Annotated in this window: 21 protein-coding genes, 1 tRNA gene, 1 riboswitch and 1 other annotated feature; of the genes, 3 read left to right on the plus strand and 19 right to left on the minus strand. The window is 56.5% G+C overall.

Going from position 1 to position 26,521, the window contains the following annotated elements; genetic code table 11:
- Window positions 1-114: 114 nt before the first annotated feature.
- Window positions 115-370 (minus strand) — a binding site (T-box leader).
- A gap of 178 nt (window positions 371-548) precedes the next feature.
- From atzF to MKY74_RS31520, 4 genes are read right to left on the minus strand one after another with little or no spacing between them, the layout of a single operon-like run.
- Window positions 549-2,282 carry an allophanate hydrolase gene (gene atzF, locus MKY74_RS31505; protein ID WP_076175534.1) on the minus strand — a complete coding sequence of 578 codons (1,734 nt, stop codon included), beginning with the start codon at window positions 2,280-2,282 and terminating at the stop codon, window positions 549-551.
- Window positions 2,279-5,911: an urea carboxylase gene (gene uca / locus MKY74_RS31510; protein ID WP_076175532.1), complete on the minus strand. Its 3,633-nt coding sequence runs from the start codon at window positions 5,909-5,911 to the stop codon at window positions 2,279-2,281. Before uca ends, atzF begins: the two co-directional genes overlap by 4 nt.
- A complete protein-coding gene (locus MKY74_RS31515; RefSeq protein WP_076175529.1) occupies window positions 5,904-6,572 on the minus strand; it encodes an urea amidolyase associated protein UAAP2 in 669 nt (222 codons plus the stop codon). The genes uca and MKY74_RS31515 overlap by 8 nt, the downstream gene beginning before the upstream one ends.
- Before the next feature lie 2 nt (window positions 6,573-6,574).
- Window positions 6,575-7,297 (minus strand): urea amidolyase associated protein UAAP1, encoded by a 723-nt coding sequence (locus tag MKY74_RS31520; RefSeq protein ID WP_076175526.1) that lies wholly within the window; start codon window positions 7,295-7,297, stop codon window positions 6,575-6,577.
- Between the two features lie 119 nt (window positions 7,298-7,416).
- Window positions 7,417-7,525: riboswitch (guanidine-I (ykkC/yxkD leader) on the minus strand.
- A 260-nt stretch (window positions 7,526-7,785) separates the two neighbouring features.
- On the opposite strand from MKY74_RS31520, the gene MKY74_RS31525 reads away from it, so the two are divergent.
- Window positions 7,786-9,117, plus strand: a complete 1,332-nt coding sequence (locus MKY74_RS31525; protein WP_076175524.1) for an APC family permease — start codon at window positions 7,786-7,788, stop codon at window positions 9,115-9,117.
- A 130-nt stretch (window positions 9,118-9,247) separates the two neighbouring features.
- Here MKY74_RS31525 and MKY74_RS31530 read toward each other — a convergent pair whose 3' ends face one another.
- The 15 genes from MKY74_RS31530 to MKY74_RS31600 all read right to left on the minus strand — a co-directional run bounded on the left by MKY74_RS31530 (window position 9,248) and on the right by MKY74_RS31600 (window position 25,022).
- A complete protein-coding gene (locus MKY74_RS31530) occupies window positions 9,248-9,856 on the minus strand; it encodes a YdcF family protein (RefSeq protein ID WP_076175521.1) in 609 nt (202 codons plus the stop codon).
- Window positions 9,857-10,010: 154 nt separating this feature from the next.
- Window positions 10,011-10,084: transfer RNA gene (locus MKY74_RS31535), tRNA-Pro, on the minus strand.
- A gap of 389 nt (window positions 10,085-10,473) precedes the next feature.
- Window positions 10,474-10,965: a hypothetical protein gene (locus MKY74_RS31540; RefSeq protein WP_076175519.1), complete on the minus strand. Its 492-nt coding sequence runs from the start codon at window positions 10,963-10,965 to the stop codon at window positions 10,474-10,476.
- Window positions 10,966-11,051: 86 nt separating this feature from the next.
- On the minus strand, window positions 11,052-11,561 hold the full coding sequence (locus MKY74_RS31545) for a metallophosphoesterase family protein (protein ID WP_076175517.1): 510 nt from the start codon (window positions 11,559-11,561) through the stop codon (window positions 11,052-11,054).
- Window positions 11,562-11,899: 338 nt separating this feature from the next.
- Window positions 11,900-12,217: a cupin domain-containing protein gene (locus tag MKY74_RS31550; RefSeq protein WP_076175515.1), complete on the minus strand. Its 318-nt coding sequence runs from the start codon at window positions 12,215-12,217 to the stop codon at window positions 11,900-11,902.
- A gap of 36 nt (window positions 12,218-12,253) precedes the next feature.
- Window positions 12,254-14,569 carry a DUF4962 domain-containing protein gene (locus tag MKY74_RS31555; RefSeq protein WP_076175513.1) on the minus strand — a complete coding sequence of 772 codons (2,316 nt, stop codon included), beginning with the start codon at window positions 14,567-14,569 and terminating at the stop codon, window positions 12,254-12,256.
- A gap of 203 nt (window positions 14,570-14,772) precedes the next feature.
- The gene (locus MKY74_RS31560) at window positions 14,773-15,540 is read right to left on the minus strand and encodes an SDR family NAD(P)-dependent oxidoreductase (RefSeq protein WP_076175511.1); all 768 of its coding nucleotides are present in this window, start codon (window positions 15,538-15,540) and stop codon (window positions 14,773-14,775) included.
- The gene (locus MKY74_RS31565; protein ID WP_076175508.1) at window positions 15,537-17,390 is read right to left on the minus strand and encodes a sensor histidine kinase; all 1,854 of its coding nucleotides are present in this window, start codon (window positions 17,388-17,390) and stop codon (window positions 15,537-15,539) included. The genes MKY74_RS31560 and MKY74_RS31565 overlap by 4 nt, the downstream gene beginning before the upstream one ends.
- Window position 17,391: 1 nt before the next feature.
- On the minus strand, window positions 17,392-18,432 hold the full coding sequence (locus MKY74_RS31570) for a response regulator transcription factor (RefSeq protein ID WP_076175506.1): 1,041 nt from the start codon (window positions 18,430-18,432) through the stop codon (window positions 17,392-17,394).
- Window positions 18,433-18,538: 106 nt separating this feature from the next.
- The gene (locus MKY74_RS31575; protein WP_076175504.1) at window positions 18,539-20,110 is read right to left on the minus strand and encodes an extracellular solute-binding protein; all 1,572 of its coding nucleotides are present in this window, start codon (window positions 20,108-20,110) and stop codon (window positions 18,539-18,541) included.
- A gap of 124 nt (window positions 20,111-20,234) precedes the next feature.
- Complete coding sequence (locus tag MKY74_RS31580) at window positions 20,235-21,107, minus strand: carbohydrate ABC transporter permease (RefSeq protein ID WP_076175502.1); 873 nt, start codon at window positions 21,105-21,107, stop codon at window positions 20,235-20,237.
- 25 nt (window positions 21,108-21,132) lie between these two features.
- A complete protein-coding gene (locus MKY74_RS31585; protein WP_076175499.1) occupies window positions 21,133-22,104 on the minus strand; it encodes an ABC transporter permease in 972 nt (323 codons plus the stop codon).
- 1,356 nt (window positions 22,105-23,460) lie between these two features.
- Window positions 23,461-23,658, minus strand: coding sequence for a hypothetical protein (locus MKY74_RS31590; RefSeq protein WP_244169377.1), 198 nt, complete (start codon window positions 23,656-23,658; stop codon window positions 23,461-23,463).
- The gene (locus MKY74_RS31595; protein ID WP_244169378.1) at window positions 23,655-24,275 is read right to left on the minus strand and encodes an SDR family oxidoreductase; all 621 of its coding nucleotides are present in this window, start codon (window positions 24,273-24,275) and stop codon (window positions 23,655-23,657) included. Before MKY74_RS31595 ends, MKY74_RS31590 begins: the two co-directional genes overlap by 4 nt.
- A gap of 339 nt (window positions 24,276-24,614) precedes the next feature.
- The gene (locus tag MKY74_RS31600; protein WP_076173763.1) at window positions 24,615-25,022 is read right to left on the minus strand and encodes a MerR family transcriptional regulator; all 408 of its coding nucleotides are present in this window, start codon (window positions 25,020-25,022) and stop codon (window positions 24,615-24,617) included.
- A gap of 184 nt (window positions 25,023-25,206) precedes the next feature.
- Here MKY74_RS31600 and MKY74_RS31605 point away from each other — a divergent pair, with 184 nt between their 5' ends.
- Together MKY74_RS31605 and MKY74_RS31610 are read left to right on the plus strand one after the other, a co-directional pair.
- Window positions 25,207-25,587, plus strand: coding sequence for a carboxymuconolactone decarboxylase family protein (locus MKY74_RS31605; protein WP_076173764.1), 381 nt, complete (start codon window positions 25,207-25,209; stop codon window positions 25,585-25,587).
- A gap of 148 nt (window positions 25,588-25,735) precedes the next feature.
- Window positions 25,736-26,494, plus strand: a complete 759-nt coding sequence (locus MKY74_RS31610; protein ID WP_076173765.1) for a YheC/YheD family protein — start codon at window positions 25,736-25,738, stop codon at window positions 26,492-26,494.
- The last annotated feature ends 27 nt before the right edge of the window (window positions 26,495-26,521 follow it).

A 26,521-nucleotide genomic window follows, 5' to 3' on the forward strand; every position in this document is an offset into this window, starting at 1 on the left:
GTACCTTCATCGAAGACAGACCGCGCTTAGCGGAAGTTTTTCTTGCGATTATAGAATCGCTTCAGCTCCGCTGAACATTGATAAATTCTATAATCTAAAAAAACTCCCGCCCCGTAAAGGGACGAGAGTTATCTCCGTGTTACCACCCAAGTTCATCGACGCACGCATCGACCTTATTTCGGGTACGTCAAAAAAATGTTTGTATACCCTAGCACGATAACGGGTGCGCCCGTCACAACCTACTCCCAAAATGGTTTCGAAGTGCAGCTCAGAGACCATCTTCATTATGCTCATCTTTACCCCGTTTCAGCTCATAGGGGCTCTCTGGAAAAGACGAGGTTCAACTACTCTTTCTCATCAATGCTTTATAAGGGATATACTGGAATTTTTATGAGTATATCATCCGCGAATTAAGGATTCAATGATTTTATTCAAATAGACGCTCCATAAAACGCTCAATATTAATCTCCATTAGTAACCAATAAAACTACAACGCTTACCGCCAGATTGTTGAACAGTTGGTCAGGATGACAGTCCTCATAAGCAGATTATACTTCGGCCATCGCGTTTCTCCAGCCACCGGACACGGTGATGTCCAGCGCCCCTTCTGCGGCGTACGCCTCGCAGACAAAACCCGGGACGCTCCGCCCGTCCGCTAGCTCCACCCGACCGATCCCGAGCGGCGCGGGAATCGAGGCTGTGAACCTGCCGAAAGACGCCACCGGCATATCCCACAGCTCCACCGCGATCGGCGCCCCGCCTAGAGGCGTCCGTACCAGCCCAGGCTTCGGCGGATCGGTCGCCAGTTTGTACAGCCGGTACACCGGGGCGGTTTGCGCCTCTTCCGCAAATACCGCGCCGAGACCCGTCATCTGCGGCTCCAGCGGCATGCCGCGCATATGCAGCCCGCAGACGGCGACGCGGATGGTGTCCTGCACCCGAAGCAGGAAGCGCGCGGCTTCAGTCAGGTTCGCTTCTTCTTCAGGAAGCGCAAACAGCGTCACGCCGAAGGGGAGCTCCGGCCCCGCCTGCCCGGCCGGAATCGCCAGCGCGCTGAGATCCAGCAGGTTACAGTGGTTCGTATAGAGGCCCATCTTGCTGTTCGTTCCGATAGGGTCGGCTCCGACCTGCTCCCTCGTCCACGTGCCGCCGCAGGTCGGCAGCACCAGAACAGCTTGCCGCAGCCAGGTACGGACAGCCCTGCGAATCTCAGCCAAACGATGCTGGGCGCGGAAGAGGGCTGCCGCCGTATGCTCGGCCTGGGCCCCCGAGCGCAGAATCGTTTCCGTCACCGGAAACGTCGACCCGGGATGCGCCTCGATGAAGCCGGCGAGCGCGCTCCAGCGCTCGGCCACGAGCGGCCCCTCGTACAGCAGGGCCGCCGCTTCCTGCAGCAGGGACACATCCACCTGCTGCACGCGGACCCCGGACCGGGCGATCGTCTCCTTCGCCCGGTTCCAGGCCGCCTCGTATTCGGCCGCGAACGGGCCGAAAAACTCGGGGCGGCCCTGCGGGAGCAGCCACGTCTTCGGCTGCTCGCCGCGGTGCAGCGGACGGTCCGCGGAGTACGGATCGTCCGCGCACCACCCGCGTGCGGCCGCATCCACGGCGGCCGCGTCGTCCACGTGACGGGTGAACACCGTCACGCAGTCGATGCTGCGGCAGGCGGGAACGACGCCCGCCGCAGGCCAGGCGCCGACGGCCGGCTTGTAGCCGACCAGGCCGTTCAGCGCCGCGGGCACCCGGCCCGAGCCGGCCGTGTCGGTGCCGAGGGCGAACGCAGCCTGCCCGCGGGCGACGCTGACGGCCGAGCCGGAGCTCGAGCCGCCGCTGATCAGCTCCGGACGGAGCGCATTATGCGTCTCGCCGTAGGGGCTCCGCGTGCCGACAAGGCCTGTGGCGAACTGGTCCAGGTTCGTCTTGCCCACCGGAATCGCACCGGCCTGGATGAGCCGCTCCACCACCGGCGCGTGCCGTTCCGGCACATACGCATAGTCGGGGCAAGCCGCGGTGACCGGCCAGCCGGCCACGTCGATGTTGTCCTTCACCGCAAACGGGATGCCCCATAACGGACAGACCGCCGGATCCAGCCCCTCCAGTCCTTCCAGGTAAGGGGCGATCCGCTCCATCTCCGGCGGCAGGATCCAAATATTCATCCCGCTATCCCGTTCCGCACGCCCGATAATGGCCGCGATCACCTCTTGCGGCGTAAAGCTGCCGCTCCGGTAACCCTGCTGGAGGGCATGGATACTCAGTTCGAAAGGAACTGCCTGGATGCTCATGACGCCGCCTCCTTTTCCAACGGAAAGATCGCTGCGATGCAGTCGCCTGCCCGCACCTGATCGCCGGACGTCACAAAGACAGAGGCAATGATGCCATCGAACGGGGCAGGCTGGGAAAACTCCATTTTCATACTTTCTTCTATTATAATAGTCTCGCCCTTACGGACCTCCTGGCCCGGCTCTACGAGCACCTTCCAGACGCTGCCCGACATCGAGCTGTTCACGCCGAGGCTTCCTTCCGGGAGCGCCCCCTGCTCTTGGGTCGCGGCTGCCTCCGGTTCGGATACATGCTCCGCGATGCCAAGCTCCTTCCAGTACGCCCGCTCCTGCTGAAACGCGGCCTGCCGGGACGTCCGGAACACCGCTGATTCCTCCTGGATCGTGCCCAGCCAGGCCAGGTACTCGCCGAGATTAAACGTCGTTTCTTCGACGTCGACGGTAAACTCCCCGCGCGGGAAGTCCTCCCGCATTCGCAGCAGTTCCTCCTCCGACACCGGATAGAAGCGGATCTGGTCAAAAAAGCGCAGCAGCCACGGCTTCCCCTGCTCAAAGTTCGCCGTCCGGCGGAATTTGTTCCACATCTGTACCGTTCGCCCCACGAACTGGTAGCCCCCTGGCCCTTCCATGCCGTATACGCACAAGTAGGCTCCGCCAATGCCGACGGCATTCTCCGGCGTCCAGGTGCGGGCCGGATTGTATTTGGTCGTCACCAGCCGATGGCGGGGGTCCAGCGGAACCGCAACCGGCGCTCCCAGGTATACATCCCCGAGTCCCATGACCAGATAGGAGGCGTTAAAAACGATTTCCGCCACCTCCTCGATCGAGCCCAGCCCGTTCATGCGGCGGATAAACTCCAGGTTGCTCGGGCACCAAGGCGCATCCGGACGCACGTTTTGCTGATAGCGCTCGATCGCCAGCCTTGTGGCCGGATCGTCCCATGATAAAGGCAGCTTGACGATCCTGGAAGGGACCTCGATGGAATCGAGCGGCGGCAGCGTCCGGTCGATCTCCATCACTTTCGCCGCCGCCTCCTTTACAGACATGCGGGAGGCATCGATATGAATTTGCAGGGAACGGATGCCCGGCGTCATTTCGATATACGGGATGCTTCCGCTGTCTGTGACCGCCTGCATTAGGACGTACACCTGGAAGCGGTACAGCAGGTCGAGTTCGCGTTCCCCGTATTCCACCAAAATATTTTCGTCCCCGGAGCAGCGCACCGCAGTCGGAAAGCGCCGCCCTTCTTCCTCGTATGCGAGCAGCGGCATATAGTCGCCGCGGGATGTATGTGGAAGCTCAGGCAGCTTCGGCACAGACGCTCCGCCGGAGAGCTCACGCAGAAATACCTCCTGGGCTGCTCTCAGCTCTTCGGCTTCCTCTACAGTAATCAGCCGGAAACGGACCTGATCGCCCGGGCGGAGCTGCCCGATTTTCCAGAGCTCCGCCGTCGCTGTCGTGACCGGGCACACGAACCCGCCGAGGCTCGGCCCGTCCGGTCCGAGCAGGATCGGCATGTCACCCGTCAGGTCCAGGGCGCCGACGGCATAGGCGTTGTCGTGGATGTTCGACGGATGCAGCCCGGCGTCGCCTCCATCCTCCCGGGCCCACAGCGGCGCAGGGCCGATCAGGCGAACACCGGTGCGCGAGCTGTTGAAATGTACCTCCCACACCGTGGAGGTCAGCTGGTCCAAATACGCCGGAAGCAGGTATTCGGCGGTACAATGCGGTCCGGGAATGACCCCGAGGGTCCATTCCCGCGTCAGCGCCGGCTGCGATGCCGGTGCAAGGAAGCTTAGAGACTCGGACTGGCGGTCCGGCGAGTCGCTGCGGACCCGGAGCACCGCCCCCGGCCGCAGCGCGCTGCCGGTATGGCCGCCAAAGCCGCCGAGCGTAAACGTCGAGGCGCTGCCCAGCGTCAGCGGCATATCCAGCCCGCCGGCGACGAGCAGGTAAGCCCGCATCCCGGTGGCGGCTTCTCTCAGCGTTAGCACCGAGCCTGCAGACGCCGTCACCGGGGTATACGCCGGCACCGGTTCGCCGTCCAGCTCCGCCCGCATATCGGCCCCGGTCAGGCAGAACCGCATGGCGCCGCGGAAGCGGTAGCTTCCTCCGCGCAGCGTCATTTCCAGACCCGGCGCTTCCTCCGGATTGCCGAGCAGCCGGTTGCCGATAGCAAAAGCCAGCCGGTCCATCGGCCCTGATGGAGGTACGCCGATATCCCAGTACCCCGTTCGGCCCGGAAGATCCTGTACGGTGGTTTGAACGCCGCCGTCAAGTAACTCGATCGCCGGCTCGGCCGGCTCAAAACCGGCCAGCATGTTCGTATAGACCCGCCCTTCACGGAACGCTTCGGTATCCAGAAAAGCTTCGATATAAGACTGGTTTGTCGTCACACCGTACACGCGCAGCGCCTGCAGCGCCTCGATCATCCGGGAAACGGCTTCCTGCCGCGTCTTGGCGTGGACGATAATTTTGGCCAGCATCGGGTCATAGAGCGTGGTCACTTCGAGGCCCGGCTGAATCCACGTCTCGATCCTTGCGCGTTCCGGCCAGACCACCGCGTCGATCCGGCCGTCCGCCGGACGGAAAGCATTGACGCAGTCCTCCGCGTACAGACGCACCTGCAGGCTGTGCCCCTCCGGTTCACGCACCCGCTGCGCGAGTCCCGGCAAATCGCCGGCCGCCTCGCGGACCATCCATTCCACGAGGTCGATGCCGAGCACCTCCTCCGTGACGCCGTGCTCCACCTGCAGCCGGGTGTTCACCTCCAGGAAGTAGTACTTCTCCTCCTGCGGATCGTACAAAAACTCGACCGTGCCGGCGCTGCGGTAACCTGCGGCTGCGGCAAGACGCCTAGCGCTTTCGTGCATTTCCCGGCGCACCGGTTCCGCCAGCAGCGGCGCCGGCGTCTCTTCGATGATCTTCTGGTTCCGGCGCTGCACGGAACAGTCGCGCTCGCCCAGAGCGACCGCTTCGCCGTCGCCGTTGCCGAAGATCTGCACCTCGACGTGGCGCGCCCGCGCAATATACTTCTCCAGAAAAACGCCCCCGTCATTGAAATTCGCCGCCGCCAGCCGGGTCACGGATTCGAATGCATCCCGCAGCGCCGCTTCGTCGTCGCAAATACGCATTCCAATGCCTCCGCCGCCGGCCGTGCTCTTGAGCATGACGGGGTAGCCGATCGTTTCAGCTTGCCCGGCGGCTTCGTCCACCGACGAAATAAGCCCTGTGCCCGGCAGCAGCGGCACCCCCGCTTGCTCAGCCATCGAGCGCGCGGTATGCTTCAGGCCGAACAGCTCGATATGCCCGGGGGACGGCCCGATGAACGTGATGCCGTGCTCGGCGCATGCTCTGGCGAACCCCGCGTTTTCGCTTAAGAAACCGTATCCGGGATGCACCGCGTCCGCCCCGCTTTCCAGAGCCGTACGCAGGATCAGCTCGGCATTCACGTAGCTCTCCTTCGCCGGTCCGTCTCCAATGAGCACCGCTTCATCTGCCTGCTCCACGTGCAGGCTGTCCCGGTCCGCTTTTGTGTACACGGCCACCGACGCAATGCCCATCGCGCGCAGCGTCCGGATAATCCGTACCGCGATCGTTCCGCGGTTGGCAATCAGCACCTTTTTAAACATTGCCTTCGCCTCCTTCCGCATTCCAGACCAGCACCTGCGCCGGCGTCGGGTTATAGGCATTGCAAGGATTGTTCAGCTGCGGGCAGTTGCTGATCAGGACGGTGACCGGCGCCAGCGCCGTCAGCTCGACGTAACGTCCCGGTCCGGATACACCGTCCGCAAAGGTGAGCTCCCCTTCCGGCGTCACCGGCACATTCATGAAAAAATTGACGTTCGGGGCCAAATCCCGCTTCGTAAATTCATCCCGGCCCGCCAGCATCAGCATGAAGGTATCCCGGCAGTTATGCATCGGGAGCGTGTCGTGGGAATACCGCACCGTATTGCTCTGGGCCGAGCAGGCACCGCCAAGCGTGTCATGCCGGCCGCAGGTGTCGGCCGTAATCTGCAGCAGCTCCCGCCCCGATTCGGCTACGAGCACCGAGCCTGTGGTCAGATAAATGTTATTTTGACGGGTAATCGTACGGACCGCACTGTAATGATCGCCCGGATCTTCCTTGGAATAAAACAGGGTGTCCACCGCCTGATTGCCCTCCATATCGACGATGCGCAGCACCTGCCCGGGGAACAGGTCATAAATCCAGCCCTCTCCTGCAGCTATGATGTGGTTGTACACGGCATCCGCCGCGTTTCGTTCGCTTGCCACCGCTTGAAATGTGCTCATTTTCAATTCGCCCCTTTCATAAGTGCATAGGCATTCCATGTATTTTCAAAAGCTCGCCGGTTCTCACCGCAGTGGTTCACGCACATATCGTCTTCCGTCATTGGCGCGGCATCCGTTATACGGATCTCCACCGCTGCCCTCGGATACACCGCCGAGGGGTTGAGTGGATGCGGCGTGTTCGAAACGACCAGCAGCACATCCATTTCCGTCCGGAGGGTGACGGAGCGCCCATCGGTTGGCTGGGGAACATACCTCATCGTCCCGTCCAGCTCGCACACCACTTTCGAGAAGAAATTCACCGGCGCGCTCAAATCCCGCGGCGTCAGGTTATGGCGGTACAGCTCCACCGTCAGATTTTCCTCGCCGCTTCGCAGCCAGGCGTTGCGTTCCTGCTGGTACGAAGTCGGACCATACTTGCCGTCTGTTCCCTTACGGGTCGTGTACCCGCCCAGGGGATCATGCCAGCCGGCAGTATCTTCAATGATGGATGCAAGGACACGGCCCTGATCGCTCATCAGCACGTGACCGGCCGTATAAAAAGCGGTATGCTGCGCCTTGAGCGAATCCGGCATGTTGTACCTCTCCGAAGGATACGCCGCATGATACAGCAGCGCAGACACATTCGCTGAATCGCCCGCGGCCGTCAAGGTGACCGACTTACCTTTGCCAATATAGGCGGACCATTTGCCGCCGGGACCCATCGTTATCGAAAAGCTTGCTGTCATTTTCATTCCTCCTATGGAGCAGGCCTGCTGCTGGCCGGACATAAACGCCAGAGAACCCCAAACCTGCCAATTAAAAATAAAAAAAGCCCGGGAGAAACATCAAAGCGTGCTTTGATAGATTCTCCCGGGCTTTTTTCCCGCCGTGTACACCAGGCTGCCCCGGTGCGCCTTCTCTCGGACCAGCCAGCCGATGACTTTCATCGACCCGGAACCCTAGAAGACATTTCGTATGCGGTTGTTTATGTTATGAATACTAACATGATTTCTTGGCGTCATGCAATAAAAATTTACAAAATAAATTTAGAAATGCGAATATTTAGCTGTAAAAGACGGTTCAATGTGAGGTTATAGGCCATGATAAAACATGTGTTTGCATGTAAACTTAGAAAAAAGACTTGATTTTTCGGAAATAGCCTGCAAAAATGTGAGATGTCATGACATATCGAATCGCCGTCAGTTGCTTTATCCCTTTGGAGGAGGAATGTCATATGTCAAATAACATAACATTAAAAAGAGATTTATCCTTGTCCCATGTCGTGACCATGGGCCTGGCCTGGATGTCGCCCATGATCTTTTTCACCAGCTTCGGCGTGCTTCACGAGGGCTCGGGAGGCATGCTCCTGGCCGCTTACATGCTGGCGTTTATAGCCATCGTCTTCACGGCGGCAAGCTACGGGCAAATGGCGAAGGCTTTCCCCGTCTCGGGTTCGGCGTATACCTACGTGACCAAAGCGATGAACCCGTTTCTCGGCTTTGTGGTGGGCTGGGCCGTCCTGCTCGACTATTTATTTTCGTGCATTATCGCCGTGCTTATGTTCGGGATTAATTTGAACGCGCAGTTCCCGTCCGTACCTCCGGCGGTCTGGATCATCCTCCTGACGGCTGTCGTCATGGCGATCAATATCATTGGCATCAAAACATCAGCCAATGTCAGTAAAATCTTCGTCCTGATGCAAATTTTGTTTATCGCCGGCTTCTGTGCGCTCCTGGTATACAACGCGCTGCAAGGCGGGATTACCGCGGGACTCGACCCGTTTGCCGCAGGAAAAGGCGTCTCGTTCTCTTCCATTCTGGCCGGAGCCTCGCTGGTCTGCTTCTCCTTCCTCGGATTCGACTCCATTACGACGATGGCCGAAGAAACGAAAGACCCGAAGAAGACGATCCCCCGCGCCATTATGGTCATTGTCGTCCTGGCCGGGCTGATGTATTTTGCCACCGCTTATTTAATCCAGCAAATGTACCCTTCCTTTTCGTTTGCGAGCGCCGACTCCGCCGGCTTTGAGCTGATGCAGTCTATTGGAGGCAGCGTGCTGGCCTCGGTGTTTACGTTCGTCATCATTTTCTCCATTCTGTCCCAGGGCATGTCCTCCATGACGACCGTCACCCGTCTGCTGTTCGTCATGGGTAGAACCTCTCTCCTGCCCAAGACATTCGCTTCCATCCATCCCAAGTTCCGTACGCCCGTGTTCAATATCGTGCTGGCCAGCGTTATTTCCTTGTCCGCCCTGTTCATCAGCCTCGAAACGGCGATCAAATTCGTGAATTTCGGCGCGCTGACGGCGTTCCTGTTCGTCAACCTGTCCGTGATTTTCCACTACATCGTCCGCGAAAAGGGCCGCACTCCCAAAGACCTCATTTTCCGTCTTTTGTGCCCGCTACTCGGTGCCGGCTTCGTGCTGTACCTCGTCACCCTTCTGGACGTTTCCTCGCTGCTGCTTGGCGGCGGCTGGCTCGTATTCGGACTGCTGTTCTATGCGCTGCGGCGGGCCAAACCGGCGGTACATGAAGCACCGGGTGCGGAAATGGAGAGCGCAGTTTAAGGGAAAACGACTGCTCGCCATCCTGCCGTTCACGCAAGAGCAGCGGATATTTCGAAAAAAAAGAAAAAGGACACGGCCCGCCTGAACCGCTTAGGCGCTGCTGTTGTCCTTTTTTAAATAAAGCATAGAACTATCCCAAATCCAACATATCGTCCGCAATGATTCCGTTTTGCACATACCGGACCAGCTTGCCGGCTTCATTCGAAGCCCGGTTGAACCCTTCCGGCGTCAACCACCAGTTGTCCTCCCGGGTCGACGCATCCTCTGCGGCACACATCGAGTATTCGATCCAGGAGGGCATGTACGTCTTTAAGGTCAAGTACGCCCGCCGCATATGGTATGCGGAAGTAACGATCAGAATCCGGCGGATACCGTGCAGCGGAATGGCCCGGTCCAGAACAAGCAGCGAAGCGAGCACATTCTCCTTCGTATGCCGTGACTCCTGCTCCACCAGAATTTGTCCGGCAGGGACCCCCAGTTCCACCGCCCTTTCCTTCATCATCAGCGCCTCGGGCAGAGGCTGCCCTTTCCAGATCGTACCTCCCGAAAAAAGAATCATCGGTGCCCGGCCATCCTTGTATAATTGAACCGCTGCGGGAACGCGGTACTTTGCGCCCTTGTTGCTTCCGAACACGAAAATGCAGTCGCCTGGCCGACCGTCGTCGGAAATCCCCTTGTACAGCAGTGCGGTAATTTGCTCGTGCGATAATTGGCCGGGATTGCATTCTGAAATCATCATCTCCGGCACCCCCGTTTTCCTATGGATTTCTTAGCAAATCTTGCAATAAATGATAGAACCACTTCAATTGTATGAAACAACAACTGAAATGGTTCTCAATTACGCCGTATATGATGACGATGCCCAGGCATCGCCGCGCTGATAAAGGGAACTATCGGAGTAGCGGGATTCGAACCCACGGCCTCACCCACCCCAAGGGTGCGCGCTACCAGACTGCGCCATACCCCGATAATATGAACCGCATAACGCGCGGTAAATCAACCGCATGGCGGTGCGGTTTCAAACGTTCAATGTGCTTAGTCATGGAAATGGTTACGTTTTCCATTACCGTATTTAACGCTATTATAGCGTATTCGCGCGCACACCCGCAATACTTTAGGTACGCAGCTTTGCGGATAAATTTTTGATCTCAGCAATCGGTCAGAGGTAATCTTCGCTTAATCGGCGTAACCACGGTCAGATGCAGATGATGACTTTTCCTATATTGCAGGATAAAGCACAAACTTTGCAGCGGCTTGATGACGGGCACAAGAAGAAAGAACCGCAGCAAAGCGGTTCTTTCTAAATGAAGTAAAGTATGCTATTTAAACGTATAGCCGCGTTTCAGAAAACGTAATTTATGCCCGCATTTGAACCAGCGCCTGCCCTGGCGCAGCCTTTTCCCGATTGCCTAGCAGCGAGGAAATTTCGTCCACGGTATAGTATCCGGCGAACCGCTTTTTCCTTACCGCCTTCGTCAGCCAGCTGAAAAAATCCCACACCGGATCGTCGACCCATCTTCCGCCATGGTTGATCAGAACGGGCGTATACGAGATTTTTAACGCACAAGCGCCCTGCCATTCGAAAAAGAAAATGTTCTCCGTATTTTTTTTCTGCAGTAAAAAGGAGTAGCTGCCCTCCTGAAGAAGATATTTGTCCTGGTTGTGAAAGAAAACCGGTCCTTCCGCCGTCGCCACGATCCCAATCAAGTCGCCGTTGTGATGAACGTAAAAACCCCGGGTGTATTCGATGTTCATATCGGGTGTGAGCCGAACTTCCTGAAGCGAGTAGGGTTCGACTCCCCGGTGTCTGGTTTGCGCTGCGTCCTGAAAATGACTAATGATTTTCATGATTACACATAACCTCCCTCTTCGTACAACGCTTCAATGAGTATACCGCTTGATTCTATACCAATTCTGAACATTGCGGGGCATCCCTATCCTTTATCCTCATAAAAAATATGCCGGGGGAAGACTTGGCCACCTTTGATTTCAAGCAGTCCAAACGAATACAGCTTCTCCCTGCGCTTGTCCGTAGGAGAACCGGGGTTAAACATCAGCACGCCGTCGTCCATCTGCAGGTGAGGCTGGTGAGAATGGCCGAACAGGATGCAGGAAACCGGCTCGCCCTCAAAGGCCTTCCTGGCCTTCTGCGGAGTGGTTATTCTTGATGAATAAGGCTCATGTCCGTGAACAAGCCCAATCTGTACCCCTTCAAAGGAGAGTATCTTTTTTTCGCCAAAACGCTCAATGATCTCGTATCCGTCATTATTTCCGGCAATGCCGTCCACAGGAGCTAATTTTGACAGCTGATCGTACACCTCCAGGGTCATCCAATCGCCCAAATGAAGAATATGGTCAACCTCCCGGAACGCTTCCGTCAGCTTTGCGGGGAGCTTTACTCTGCCTTCTCTTAAATGCGTATCCGAAACAACACCGATAATCATGGTCGTTCCTCCTTTTTTTCAATCTGATCACTTTTCCGCAGATCACATTTCACACGAAAATTGCATTTTTGCAGTTATTCCATCTATGCCCTGCCTGACTGATGATCATAAGTGCAATTGTACAGCTTTTTTCCCTAGTCCAACTATTATAGCAACGCCACTGTCTGTGGTCCCGCGCAAAAAAACTGCCCCGCGGCTTCCATATGGACGGTTCAACGTCCAAAAGGTGCCGAGAGGCAGTCTAGGAACAGCCTTTGTGATGGCAGTCATGGTACTAATACTTGGCCTCGCTTAACTTCGTCTAAACGAACCTGAAGCAGCGACCGTCGTGCCGTCAATTAATATTTGATCAAGTCGGCACGCAGCGGCGTGAAGCAGTCCAGCAATGCACTGGCTTCCAGCGCCTTCGCCCCATGCCTGGCGCCCATCGGAATGACGATGTGCTCGCCCTGCGCGATGACCGTTTTCTTGCCTTCGATCGTGAACTCGACTCGCCCCCGCAGGCAGTAAGACATCTGCTCATGCGGGTGGGCATGCTCATATCCTTCCGCACCGGCTTCAAAATGTACTTCCATCATCATCAGCGACGCCCCCGGCTGCAAAATTTTGCGTTTTACGCCGGGCTCCGCGTCCTCCCAAACTCCGATATTGCTCACGATTGTTCCGCCTCCTTATGCTTGTCATTTCATAAACTAAAACGCCTTCGCGATTTCGATCTTCTGCGTTTGCCCGTTGTCCGTCAAATACAAATTATAACTGAATCCTTGATCGTCCATAAAATAAGAAATGTATTTGCCGCCCTCATCCAGCCGCTTTGGAAGGAGCAGCGTAGCGATCCGGTGCGAGGACGCGTCCTTGGTCTCCGCCGACAGATGCCAGTGCGTATCGAGCCCGGCGATTTCCTTGGGATCCACGCCCTCGAATCCGCTCGTCTGCGACAGCGCCAGCTCTCCGGACGTGCTGAAGATGAAGCGCCCTTCCATCAGGGCTTTCTTGCCGTTCACATGGAAGGACTGGCCCTTCATCTCCATCTCGTACAGCGTGTGAAAGAGCCACTGCACCCGTCCCGGCTGCTCCAGGTCGATTGAATCAACGATGACGAAGTAGCTGTTTTGTACAAAATAAATCTCGCGCTTATACTGCTTCAAATACGGTACATACTCCCGGTAAGCGGAGGTTGGATTCAATCGGGCGTAGGATACGCCCTTGTCATGCCAGGCGTCCTCGACCTCCCCTTTAGCCGCCAGGTTAAGCGCCTTGTTCATGCCGGCGAACTGCCCCTGCCCGTCGATGAGGACGGCGTTTTTGGACTTGGTCTGCCTGCGCCAATTCAAATGCATCGAGCTGTTAAACGCGACATAATACCCGCTTTCAATGGCCAGCGGCTCCCCGTAAGCGTGCAGCAGGAATGCGCCCTGATCGCCGTGGCTGTGGCTGACCGAGCCGTACCGGCTGCTCTTGGCGATGAGGGAAATCTGCTCCGCAGGATCGTGCAGGCGATGATGCATCGCCACCCAACCGATGTCGCAGAACCATTTGACGGGCTCGATGCCGGAAGGCTCTACCGGTTCAACCTGCGGATAATTGTGCCGGTACACGAGGTCATCGAAGGCAAAATCCCACCAGCCGTAGTTGTAAAACATACGGTCGGCCTCCGGATTCGCGTCCTTCAGCTGGTCGAAGTACCATTGGTACCATCCGTTTCCGGTCACGCCGGCAAACTCGCGCATGTTGTAGCCGACCTTTTTGATGATATCGTCACCGAGCGTCGAGTTGTCGCCAAAGGCCGTGCGCGTCGACGTGGTGGGGCTGTAGCAGTAGAGGGGAAAATCGCCTGTACGCTGAAAAAATGGCCGCCGGAACACGTCGAGCTCCGAAAAGTTTTTGAGCAGGTTCAGTCCTTCCGTCAGGTAAGCCATGCCCGTCGTCCAGTAGTGGGGCCCTTCGGCCCAGCCGCCGTCCTTGCCTCCCCATGGAGAAAACAGCGTGTAATAGTACTCCACTGTGTAGTTCAGCCATTCCCTGGCCTCCGGCTCCTCGTCGAACAAGGCGATGCAGCAGGGCACGAGCACCGAAGATAAGGAGCGGACCGCGTGGCTGTCATAAGGGACATGATGGATCTTCGAGCGCTGGATCACATGGTACGCCACCTGCCGGGTCCGGGCGAGCAGCGGCTCCCGCACCGCTTCCCGCTCATCCTCCGTCAGCTCGCCGTGGAGCCAGTCGTAGCCCCAGGCCAGCGCCGCGGCGATCCGAAACGCCGCTTCGTCGTTATAGTCGCGGCTGGTCGGGCCGTCCGGGTCCCAGGACGCGGCATGCAGCAGCCAGGCTTTCGCCTTCGCGAGCAGCCCGGCGTCCTGCAGCACGGCACCGGCAACGCTCAAATGCCGGATGGCGTACAGCACCTCCTGGCAGGCCAAATAGCTTCCTCGCCACAGCGCCGCCGTCCGGCGGTTGTCCGGATAGGGCTTCGGCTCTCCTATCAGCTCCCGGGTCAGCCAAGGTTTGACCGATTGCTCGAAGAAGGCCTGCCATCCGCTGCCTGCCGCATCCTCCCTTACTGTGCCGCGGTACGCTTCCAGCTCATCCGGCTGCAGCCACAGCCGCGGATGACCGGTGTGCACCCGGCTGTAGCGCTCGCTCCGGGACGGGAGCGCCGTCTCCGGCAGTCCCTCCGGCACCCGGAATTCTCTTACGGTGCTCCATTCCGACTGCTGCTCCCCCGGCCCTTCCCCTTCGAGCAGCGCGTACCGCCAATAACACGTTCCCGGCCTCAAGGCCTCGGAAGGCGTAAAGAAATTGTAGGGGATCGGCCCGTAGGTCCGGGTCGTCTCCCTGGTAAAATCCGGCGCGGATGACACCTCCAGCACGTACCGGTCATCTTCCAGCTTCGCCGGGATCCAGGTAAACCTCGGCGGGTTCTCGATCAGCTCCGTTTGCGCCGAAGGCGCATACTGCACCGTTAAATCGCCGCTTTGCGGCTGATACAATCCGTTTGCCGTTGCCATTGTCCGTATCCCTCCAGTTTGGGTGACACTGTAGCGAGCTTGTTGCCTTGATATCCTTATCTCGCTGTGCTCCTAGATCAACGTTCTTTGTCCGTCGTCAGTTGTTCATCGTTAGTATCATTTCAGCTTCAGCTGTCCGTTTCCGTTTTCAAAAGTATTTTCTGGGCACTGTCCTTTGACCCTTACTGCCTTGGACGAAACCCTTACCGCATGAACAATCCGCCGTTCACTTCAATAGTCTCACCCGTAAGATAGCGGGACAGGTCCGAAGCCAGATACAGCACCGTATCGGCAACATCCTGCGGCGTCCCTTCCCGGCCGAGCGGGATTTTGGACACCGTGGCGGCCCGGCCTTCATCCGAGGTGAAGGTGGCGTGAAAGGCCGTCCGGCCGATAAAGCCCGGCGAAACGCAGTTAACCCGGATGCCCTGCGGGGCAACTTCCTTGGCCAGACCCTTGGAGAAGGAAATGACCGCCGCTTTGCTGGCCGCATATACCGATGCTCCCGGCCCTCCGCCGTCATGGGCGGCGACCGAAGTCATATTGATGATGGACCCGCCGCCACGGGTTGCCATGCCCGGAATGACCAGCTTGCTCAAAAACACGCAGGACTTGAAATTGACGTCCATGACATGCGTATAATGCTCCTCGGTCATTTCGGCATTCGGTACCCGCTTCACCAGGTGGCCCGCATTGTTCACCAAAATATTCACCGGGCCGCCCAGCTCCCGCTGGACCGTATCCAGCATCACCGCTAGTTCCTCGGTGCGGGTGACGTCCGCCTGGACGACGGCGGCCCTGCCGCCCGACGCGGCGATTTCCGCCGCAAGCGCTTCCGCCTCCTCCCGGCCCCGGTTATAATGAACCGCCACCGCGGCTCCCGCGGCCGCGAGCGACCTGGCCGCTTCCCGGCCGATGCCTGAGCTGGCACCGGTCACCAGCGCCATTTTCCCCTGCAAATCGATCTTCATCCCACGTTCTCCTCCTCATACATGCAAGTGATGCTGCCGTCAAACGGCAGCGACATCCGAATCGTCGTTCCGTGATGCAAAGCGCTGTCAATCGTCAATCCGTACGCTTCACCGTAGACCATCTGGATCCGCCGGTGCACGTTCATGAGGCCCAACCCGCCTTTGTGGTACAGGGAGCCCGAATCGGACTCCGCAAGCCGGTTCAGCTCCAGCTTTTGGCGCAGCGAATGAAGCTTCTCCTCCGTCATGCCGGCGCCGTTATCCTGCACGGTCAGCCGGAACCCTCCTTCGCGGACCTCCGCGCCGATCCGGATCCGGTGATGATCCTGAATCCCGTCGGGGAACGCATGCTGGAACATGTTTTCGATCAGCGGCTGCAGCGTCAGCCGGACCATCTTGTGCAGCAGCAGATCCGGAGGAACGTCAACATCCAGCTCAAACTGCCGCTGGGTCCGGTACTGCAGGATGGTCATGTAATTCAGCACATGCTTCAGCTCGTCGACGACCGTAATCTCCGACAGGTTCGTCTGAATCGCATATCTCAGCATGGCCGCCATCGCTTCGACCATTTCCATGATTTCTTCGGAATCCTGGACGACGGCGTAGCATTTGATGGTCTCGAGCGTGTTGTACAGAAAGTGCGGATTGATCTGCAGCTGCAGCGCCTGGAATTCGGCCTTATGCTGCTCCAGCGCGATTTTCTGCAGATTCAGCTCCGTCTTGTGCGAGCGGATTTCCGCCTCGTAGACGCGCTCGATCATCTCCGACAGCCGCGTCAGCATCAGGTTGTAGCTCGAGATCAGGAACCCGAACTCATCCTGGCGCTGCTCCTCCCCCTCAATCGTCTTCCACTCGCCTTTTTCCATCATGCGCATGTTGCGGACGAGCTTCTTGAGCGGCTGTACGAGAGACCGGCCGAACCGGCCTGCAATCCACATCGCGACCATTAACGTGATGAAGCCGGCAATAACCGTCGTATAGCGGATGTTCATGATCGGTTTACGGAGCTCCTTCACCGGGACCGAAATGACCATCTGCCAATCGGCGGCGCTGAGCCGCTGCGACACATACATCCGCTTTTCCCCGTTGACGACGGCCGTGAAGGTGCCCTGCCCGCTGAGCAGGTTCTTCTTGACCTCATCGTCCATGAACTCCGGGATGACGGCGTCCTCCGGCTTATCGACGAAATTGCCCTTGCTGTCCACAATGAAGGAGTAGCCTTTGTCCCCCAGGTCCATTTGTCCCCACAGCTTGGATATCTCCCTGGTGTTAAGCTTCATGCCGAGGATGCCCCGCGGCTGGTGCGACAGAAGCCCGCGCACGCGGCGGATGAACGTAATGTACTGCTCTTCCCCCGGATCCACCGTTGCCGAGTTGATGATCGCGCCTAGACCGTCCTTCGGAATATTTTGCTCGATTAAACGATAATACGATTTATAATCCTTGACCTCATCCTGGATGATGTCCTTCGTCGTGATCGCCTTGCCATCCTGATTAATGACGTAAATCAGTTCGATCTGCGGATAAATGATAAAGGCCGAATCGAACACCTTGCTCTGAATCCGCCGCGACAGCTCGTAATACTGGAAACTGTTGTCCGGGTCCATCTCCATGAACTTCAGGACGTCCGGGTCGGACAGAATGATTTTGCTGGCATTGTCGAACGTCTGGAGGTACAAGTCCGTATGATAGGCCGCGTGGGTGATCATTTGGGACAGGTAGCGTTCCAGCTGGCGGTCCAGAAGTTTGGACGACTGCACGTAAGTGATGGTGCCGACCACCGATAAGGAAATGACGATTAATACCATGAAGTAGCCGAATATGCGGTGGGAGATGCTTCTGCGGAACATGTCAGATCCCCAGCCGCTGCCGGTATTCCGAAGGCGAGATGCCTTCGTATTTCTTGAAGGTTTTCGTGAAGTTGGAATGGTCGGCATATCCAACCGCGTATGAAATGTCGGTGATCCGGTGCGATTCCTCGCCGAGCATCCGCTTGGCGTATTCCATGCGCCGCTTCGTGCGGTACTGGACGAAGGTTTCTCCCGTCGCCTGCTTGAACATGACGCTGAAATAGTTGGGATGCAGCCCCAGCTGATCCGCTACTTCCTCCAGCGACACCTCGCTGGCCAAATTGCGCTCGATGTAATGCTTGGCTTCCTCGATCGGGTCTTTCCATTTCCCTTTCCGCTTCCGGTACAGGCGGTCCAGCGTCTGGCCGATCCGCTCGGCGAACCGCCCGAAGGCCTCTTCCCCGGTGGAGTCCGGGCTGAGCTCCAGGCTGTCGTCCAGTTCGATGTTCATCTCCCTGGCTCTTAGCTTCTTAACGAGCAGGCCGTGGAATTCCTCCAGCATTTCGGCCTTTTGCCGCTCCTGAAGCTGAAAAGCGGAAGTCTCCCGCCGCCACTCCTCCAGCAGTTCCTGAACCTGGCTGCGGTTCATATAGTAGATGGCCTGGTCAAACCGCTCCAGCCATGCATCCATCTTGGCGACGGAAAGGTAGGCGGAGGCCGGCTTCTGCTTCTCAGCCCGCTGCACCAGGCGCCGCAGCGTATCCGCCAGCTCCCGTTTGGCCACCGGCTTCAGCAGGTATTCCCTGACGCCGAAAGCCATACAGGCCTGGGCATAGGAGAAATCGCCATAACCGGATACGACCACCGTCTGCACCGGGTACTCCTGCTTGGCGATGGCCTCACACAGGGACAGGCCGTCCATGACCGGCATCCGGATATCCGTAAACACGAAATCGGGGAGCTCCTCCCCGATCGCCTGCAGCGCCTCGCGCCCGTTGGCGGCGAGCCGGATGGATGAAATCCGGATCCCGGACTGCTGAATGAATACGCTTAGTCCTTTCAGAATCATAGGTTCATCGTCAACGAGTAAAATCCGATACATCCTCAAGAGCTCCTTTCGATTTCGTATTCAGGATTCATTTTTGGGCGGCGGGAACCGGTGCGGGTCGCCGCCCCAACATCTCTAGCAGGTGAAGAACCGTCAATTCCTACTTCCGCGGCAGGAAGATGCCCTCTTTTTTCTGGTAGCGTTCATTGGCTTCTTTCAGTACGGCATTGCCGCCCTTGGACTTCCATTCCTCGATTACCTTCGGCCAATTTTCGATCGGCTCCTGGCCGTAGACCATTTTGACCATGTGGGTCACAAGCACCGGTGGCGGCGTATCCGAAAGCGGGGTGATGTCCGGGTTCTTTTTAAGCGCTTCCAATCTGGGGTCGAATTCGATGCCGTCACGGCCCTCGTTCGCCAGAATGTTATCGAACACGCCCATCAGCTTGCGCCCGTCTTCCGTCAGGCTGAGCGATCCCTTGTTGTACGTCGTGTCCTGCACGAGCCACAGGAAGGACTGGCGGTAGCGCTCCTCGTCAACCGCTTTGGAGTCGGTCGGCTGCTTGTAGTTGATTTTGTCCCCTTCCATCGTGTACGTTTCGCCTTCGACACCGAAGGTGAAAAACTTCTCGGCTTCATTCGATACCATCCAATCGAGGAATTGAATGATTTTCTCCGGATGTTCGTATTTGGCATTAATGAAATAGGAACGGTTTACGTCGCCATACAAATAATATCCGCCCTTGCCGTCCGGTCCTGTCGGGGAGGGGATCACTTCGAGCTTCGCGTCCGGAACCGTATCCTGAAGCTGGGTCTGCCATTGGAGCAGCTCGTTGGCGTTCATCGACCAGATGCCGGCTTTTCCGGACAGGATCGTGTTCTTGAACGTCGTCGGGTTGATCGTGGCAAATTCCTTGTTGATCAGCCCTTCGTCATACATCGTTTTGTAGGTGGACAGCGCTTTCATCATATTGTCTGCATCGAAAAATTTGGGCTGCACCTGGCCGTCCACTTCCTCAAACTGGCTTAAATAAGGAAAAACATCATACGCTCCGAAGACCGTATCCGCATATTTGAAGTCCTGACGGCCCATGTAGGGATTTTCGACGCCCATCTTTTTAAAAGCGCGCAGCACTTCCATAAAATCGTCGATCGTCTTCGGCGCCGGCAGGCCTGCTTTGTCCAACAGATCCTTACGGATCCAGGTCGCGCGGCGGGAAGGGTTGCCGAGCCACTCCGGAATACCATAGATTTTACCTTCATAGGTCATGCGATTCCAGGCTTCTTTCGGGATTTTTTGCAGCAGGTTCTGCCCGTACTTCTGCAGCAGGTCGTCCAGCGGCATAAAGACCCCCGCCTCCACCGATCCCGCCATCTCTTTCCCGGTTACTCCGCCCTGGCCCTGCACCACGTCCGGAATGTCGCCCGTAGCAAACATTTGCGCCATCTTCTGGTCGTATTCGCTGTGCGGAACCAGGCGGATGTCCATGTCGGTATTCGTCAGCTCCTCCAGCTTCTTCACCCACTTATCCGCGTTGATGTCCGGCGATTTTTCCACGTGGCCGAAATTCAGCGTCCGCAGTGAAATCGAAAACTTGGTGACCCCGTTGTCCTCCGTGCTCGTCCCCGCATCCTTGCCGCTGGCGGATGAATCATTGTCTTTGCCGCCGCACCCGGCGAGCAGAGATGCCGTCACTACGGTGGCCAGCATCAGGCTTACCCATTTTTTCATCGTATCCCCTCTTTCCCCGCTTTGATTGCTCTTGTGTATGCTCTTTGTTGGAGTTGGCAAGTTGATTGTATCGTTAACGTTTGCCCGACCGTGAGGTGGCAACTTCAGTTCGGGTAGTTCATTTTTAAGATTTGACCGCGCCGAGTGTAAGCCCTTTCACAAAATGCTTCTGCAGGAACGGATACAGCAAAATGATCGGCAGCGTTGCGATGACAATGGTCGCCATCTTGATCCCCTCCGGGGAGGTAAACGCCAGCTCGCTGAACTGCGAGGCGCCGGGGTCGATGCTGAGATCGTCGGTCTCGAACATCTTTTTCAGCAGCACCTGCAGCGGCCACCACTTCGGCTGATCGATGTAATACAGCGCGTTCATATAGGCGTTCCAATGTCCTACCGCGTAAAAAATACCGAGCGAGGCCATCACCGGCTTGGAGAGCGGCACCACCATCTTCATCAGGATACGTACCTCCCCGCAGCCGTCGATGCGGGCGGAATCGATGACCTCCGCGGGCAGCTGCTTGAAGAACGAATGCATCACAAAAAAGTTAAACGCGCTGATCGCACCGGGCAAAATCATGGCCCACGGGGTATTCATCAAGTGCAGATTTTTCATCAGCAAAAAGTTCGGAATCAGCGGCGCGCTGAAAATCATCGTGATCAGCACCATCAGCATGATCAGCTTGCGCCCGACATACTCCTCGCGGGACACCGGGTAAGCCAGCGTTGCCGTCGCCACCAGGTTGATCAATGTTCCGGCCACCGTAATGAAGACGGATACCGCGAACGCGCGCCATATTGACGTGTCGCTGAACACGTACCGGTAATTGATCGTCGTAGCGTCCACCGGCCAGAACGTTACCTTGCCCGACGTGACCGCTTCCGACGAACTGAAGGACTGGGCGATGACGTTCAGAAACGGCAGGAACATGGCGAGCCCGAGCAGGCACATGAACAGGATGTTGAACGCGTTGAATAGTTGATAGCTCTTAGACATCATTCGGTGCAACCGTCGTTCCTCCCTTCTAGTACAGGCCTTCGCCTGTCGTTTTCTTGCTGAGTAGGTTGCCGATCAGGACCAGCACCAGTCCCACCACCGATTTAAACAGGCCCACCGCCGTTGTGTAGCTGTACTGCTGCGACAGGAGGCCGGAGCGGTAAATGTACGTGTCGAGAATCTCCCCGTTTTCCGTATTGAGCGCGTTCAGGAACACCCACACCCGCTCAAAGCCGAAGTCGAGGAACTTGCCGATGTGCAGCAGGAACAAAATCATGATCGTCGGCAGCAGCGCCGGCAGCGTGATCCGGAGCGTCTGCTTCCACCGGTTCGCCCCGTCGATCTCGGCCGCTTCGTACAGGTCGGGATTGATTCCCGCCAGGGCGGCCAGGTACAGGATCGTGCCGTACCCCATGTCCCGCCAAATGCCCGAGCCGACCAGCACGCTGCGGATGTAGGCGTTGTCGCCGAGGAAGTACACCGGCTCGATGCCGAACAGACCGAGCAGTTGGTTCAAGATGCCTGTGGACGGGGACAAAATGGCCACCGACATGCCGGCGATGACGACCCAGGACAGAAAGTGCGGCATATACACCACGGTTTGGATGACCCTTTTGAACACGACCAGCCTCAGCTCGTTGAGCAGCAGGGCCAGAATGATCGGGGCTGGAAACGCAATGATCAGGTCGTAGAGCCCGATGAGCAGCGTATTTTTCAAAATCCGCAAAAAGTCGTAATGCTGGAACATCATCGTAAAGTTGGCGAAGCCCACCCACTTGCTGCCCGTGAAGCCCTTAAAAATGTTGTAATCCTGAAACGCGATGATTGAGCCGCCCAGCGGAATGTACTTGAAGATGAGAAAATACACGATCCCGGGAAGGGAAATCACGTACAGCGCCTTGTACTTCCACATGAGGTGGATCAGTCCGCCGCCCCTTCCCGGCCTTCGGACCACGCTTGAGGGCGTCAGCTCGGCCGCTTCCGTTTTGATCGTCGACATATCGGTCCTCCTTTTCGCGCACGTCGTATAGCTGTGCTTATTTTTCATAGTAACGGTGGAGGGGCGGGGGATGCTTGGCATGAACAGGGGTGGGCTGGTTATTTTTTAAGGTTGGGGGCGTGGTTGAAAAAAAAGGACAGAAGCCCTTATGCCGCATCTGTGATGGGATTATTGGGCGATTCGAAGGAGCAGCAACGAAACCCAGACTTTTGCGCTCGAGGGAGGGACGCATTTGGGGTTCCAGCCGCTGTTGAAGCCGTGTTCCTTGATGAGACAAGGAGGTGGGAACACGGCTTCAAAGGCGGCACGTAAACTTTCCACCCCATATGCTTTCCCTCTTTGGAGTTCAGGTCGCGGGGACTGCTGCTCTTGGGGTAGCTGCTAAAACGCCCCCATCTGCTTCTCACTACTGCTTAGCCAATTGTTTCTCCTTCGGTTACCGTACCCAGCACAACGCCTTCGCTCGTGGCCTTAAAAAATAATCAGCTTGTGGGGAGGATGCAAAAAAAGAGGAGTGTCTCCTTGCGGCACGCCTCTTTCTAGTTGGCTGCTGGTCTCCTCGAAGAAGCCGTAACGAAACCCATACTTCAGCGCTCGGGGGAGGGACGCATTTGGGGCTCCAGCCGCTGTTGAAGCCGTGTTCCTTGATGAGATAAGGAGGTGGGAACACGGCTTCAAAGGCGGCACGTAAACTTTCCACCCCATATGCTTTCCCTCTTTGGAGTTCAGGTCGCGGGGACTGCTGCTCTTGGGGTAGCTGCTAGAACGCCCCTATCTGCTTCTCACTGCTGCTTAGCCAATTGTTTCTCCTTCGGTTACCGCACCAGCACAACGCCTTCGCTCGTGGCCTTAAAAAATAATCAGCTTGTGGGGGGATGCAAAAAAGAGGCGTGTGGCCTTACGGCACGCCTCTTTTGGTTATCAAGCTGATTCGAAGGAGCAGCAACGAAACTCAGACTTTTGCGCTCGGGGAGGGACGCATTTGGGGCTCCAGCCGCTGTTGAAGCCGTGTTCCTTTGATTAGATGAGGAGGCGGGAACACGGCTTCAAAGGCGGCACGTAAACTTTCCACCCCATATGCTTTCCCTCTTTGGAGTTCAGGTAGCGGTGACTGCTGCCTCTGAGGGGCTTGAGGAGACTGACCTCGTCTCCTCACTTTAACTTCTGGCCATTTGTTTCGCGATCGCCGCCACCAGCACTACTCCCCCCCGCTCGTGACCTTTAAAAATACCCAGCTTGTGGGGAGGATGCAAAAAAGAGGCGTGTCTCCTTACGGCACGCCTCTTTTGGTTATCTAGCTGATTCAAAGGAGCAGCAGCGCCCCCCTACATCGGTGCTCGGGGGTGAGCCCCCATATCACCGGAACTGCTGAGCAATACCGGCCATAAATTCCTCCTCCGGCACCCTGCTGCGCATGTCCAGCAGGAACTCGGCGTCCGGACCGGCGATATACCGGAACCGGGGAGAAGGATCGGCCGCCGCCTCGTAGATCGTCTTGGCGATGTGCTCCGGTGAGGACGACTGGGTTTCGAAGCTCTCCAGCTGCTTTTTCATAACAGTGCCGGTATAGGCGCGGCGTATGCCTCCAGCGAATCGTCCTTCAGCACATCCAGCGAACGTCCGGTAAAATCCGTCGCCACGTTGCCCGGCTCCACGAGCTTCACCCGGATGTTGTGTTCAGCCAGCTCATAGTAGAGCGATTCGGAGAAGCCTTCCACCGCCCACTTACTCGCGTGGTACAACGACAGCAGCGGGAAAGCCACCCTGCCGCCGGCCGACGAAACGTTGATCACCGTTCCGCCGCCCTGGGCCCGGAAATGTGGAAGAAGCGCCCGGGTCGTCTGCATCACTCCATGGACGTTGACATCAAACTGTTTGCGCACCTGGGCGTCCGTCGCCGCTTCAAAAGCCCCGAATGCCGCATAACCTGCGTTGTTCAGCAGGACATCGATCCGCCCAAACCGGTCAATCCCCTCTGCTACCGCCGCCTCGATGGTATCCTTCCGCTCCACATCCAAACGGGTCACCAGCACCCGCTCCAAGGACCGCAGTCCGGTTTCCTGTTCCGGCGAACGCATCGTCGCAATAACATTCCACCCCTGCTGCTGAAAAAACTGTGCCGCCGCTTTTCCAATACCCGATGAAGCACCCGTAATCAAAATCGACTTCATGCCAATTCCTCCTCGTCTTCTCTTTTACAAGGAGATTATAGCGCGTAGAATGAACTATGTAAACTGATATTAACCATTTTAGTTAAGTTTATATAAAGTCATTTATATCGTTTGTCTCCTCAGCAGACTAAAACGAGCACGGATGCGGGACGGACAAAGGTGATTTAAGGATTTAGGAGGTAAATGGGGAGTCGCCGCAAAGGGAGCCTAAGAATTTCCTTTCGCGTATTACCTAGAGATGGATTTAGTGTACTACCTCGGAATGAGATTTAGTGTATTCCCTCGGAATGAACGAAAGGGTGCAGACAACAAAAAGAGGCCAGCGCGGCCTCTTTTTGCTCATTTCCCAGACGGCACGTTGGGTGGCACCGCCTGGTTTTGTTCTTTTTCCATACCTTTGTAATGATCGATCTTATCGTCAATACTTCGCAAATGATCCCGGAGCACCCGCATTTGCTCATGAATGTGCGCCTGGTGGGCCTCCAGCATTTCCCGCCTTTCCGTTATCGTGGAATCGCCTTCACTCCGCAGGTCCGAAAACCGCTTCATCTCGCTGATCGGCATTCCCGTTCCCCTTAACCGCATCAAAAATTCAACCCATAACAAATCGAACTCCCGGTACAGGCGGTAACCGTGCTCATCCCGGGGTACCCCTTCCAACAAGCCAATCCGCTCGTAGTAACGCAGCGTATGCACGGACAGACCGGTTTTTTGGGAAATCTGCTGAATCGTGTATTGGTTCTCCATGGCTGCATTATATCACTAAATCCCCTATGCATAGCAGGCCCTTTGCTTCGATCTGCTTTAATTCCTTGCGTCTCCTTGGAATGGCAAAATTCCATGCAAAAAAAACCTTGCTTTAGAGCGCGCTCAAAGCTGTAGCATATAACTCACGAAGCGGTTAAAACATCATTTCAGGAGGTCATAAACAATGACAAACGAACGTTACGAACGCGGATGGGAAAAGCTGCTGGAAGTCGATGGCGACGGCGGGCAGCGTGTTATGGAATCGCTCAGCGATATCGCCCCGGACCTGGGGAAATACGTCATCGAATTTGCCTTTGGCGACATTTATTCACGGGAGGGGCTGGACCTGAGGCAGCGCGAACTGATTGCGATCGCTTCCCTGACGACGCAAGGGGGATGTGAAGCGCAGCTGAACGTGCACATCAACGCCGGGTTGAACGTCGGGCTGTCCGCCGGCGAAATTGTGGAAGCCATCATCCAATGCGCGCCGTACACCGGCTTTCCCCGGGTGCTGAACGCGGTATTCGAGGCAAAACGGATCTTTAAAGAACGCCATTTCATATAATGGGCGAAGGGGCGGCGGATGAGCCGCCTTTTTTGATCTGCTAGCGGATAGAACTTTAACTTTTTCCGTTCTTATCGCCACAATAGACAGATATCGTTGCAAGCACATCGCTGCATTCATATGTTAGGTCAGGAAGGTGGTGGTATGTATGGCTAAGTACAAAAGCAGCTCGATCAGCGATAAATGGAAGAAAACAAATTGGTTATTAGAGCAGGGCGATTTACGGAAACATGTCCCCCACACGGCAACTTTTGATAGAAAAAACCTGTTCTCCATGCTTTCCAAATATTCAACCGTTTACTTCAAACCAACGCATGGGTCCGGCGGGGCGGGCATTATTCGGATCAATAAAAAGAACAATGGGTACCAAACCCAATTCAAGAAAGAAAAATCCTTCTTCGCAACAGCTGACGAGCTATATCATATGCTTTCCCGCTTTTCTAATAAAAGGCCGAATTTGTTACAGAAGGGGATCCCATTAGCTAAAACGAACGGAAAGCTGTTCGATATTCGCGTGATGGTGCAGAAAACGAAAAAAGGGGAGTGGATCAGTACGGCCGTCTTCGCAAAGATCGGGAGTCCTGGGAAGATTGCAACGAACTATAACCAGGGAGGAAGCCTCGGTTTATTTCAGCCAACGCTGACAGGCGCGGGATTTCATTCGGCCTCCATTCAAAATACGGAAAAAGCGCTGAAGCAGTTAGGAGTTTCGGTAGCGAAAAATTTTGACCGCCATCTCAAAGGATTTCAGGAACTGGGTTTGGATGTAGCGGTGGACAACAAGGAGAAACTGTGGATATTGGAGGTCAATACACGGCCCCAAATTTATCCGCTAAAATTTTTAAAAGACAAAAAGTTATACCATCGAACCCTATCTTATGCAAAGCAATATGGGAGGCTCAAATAACCGCCATCAAGACGCCATGAGCAAACA

It is taken from the genome of Paenibacillus sp. FSL R5-0378 (assembly GCF_038009285.1).
In the GTDB taxonomy this organism is placed as follows: domain Bacteria; phylum Bacillota; class Bacilli; order Paenibacillales; family Paenibacillaceae; genus Paenibacillus_AQ; species Paenibacillus_AQ favisporus.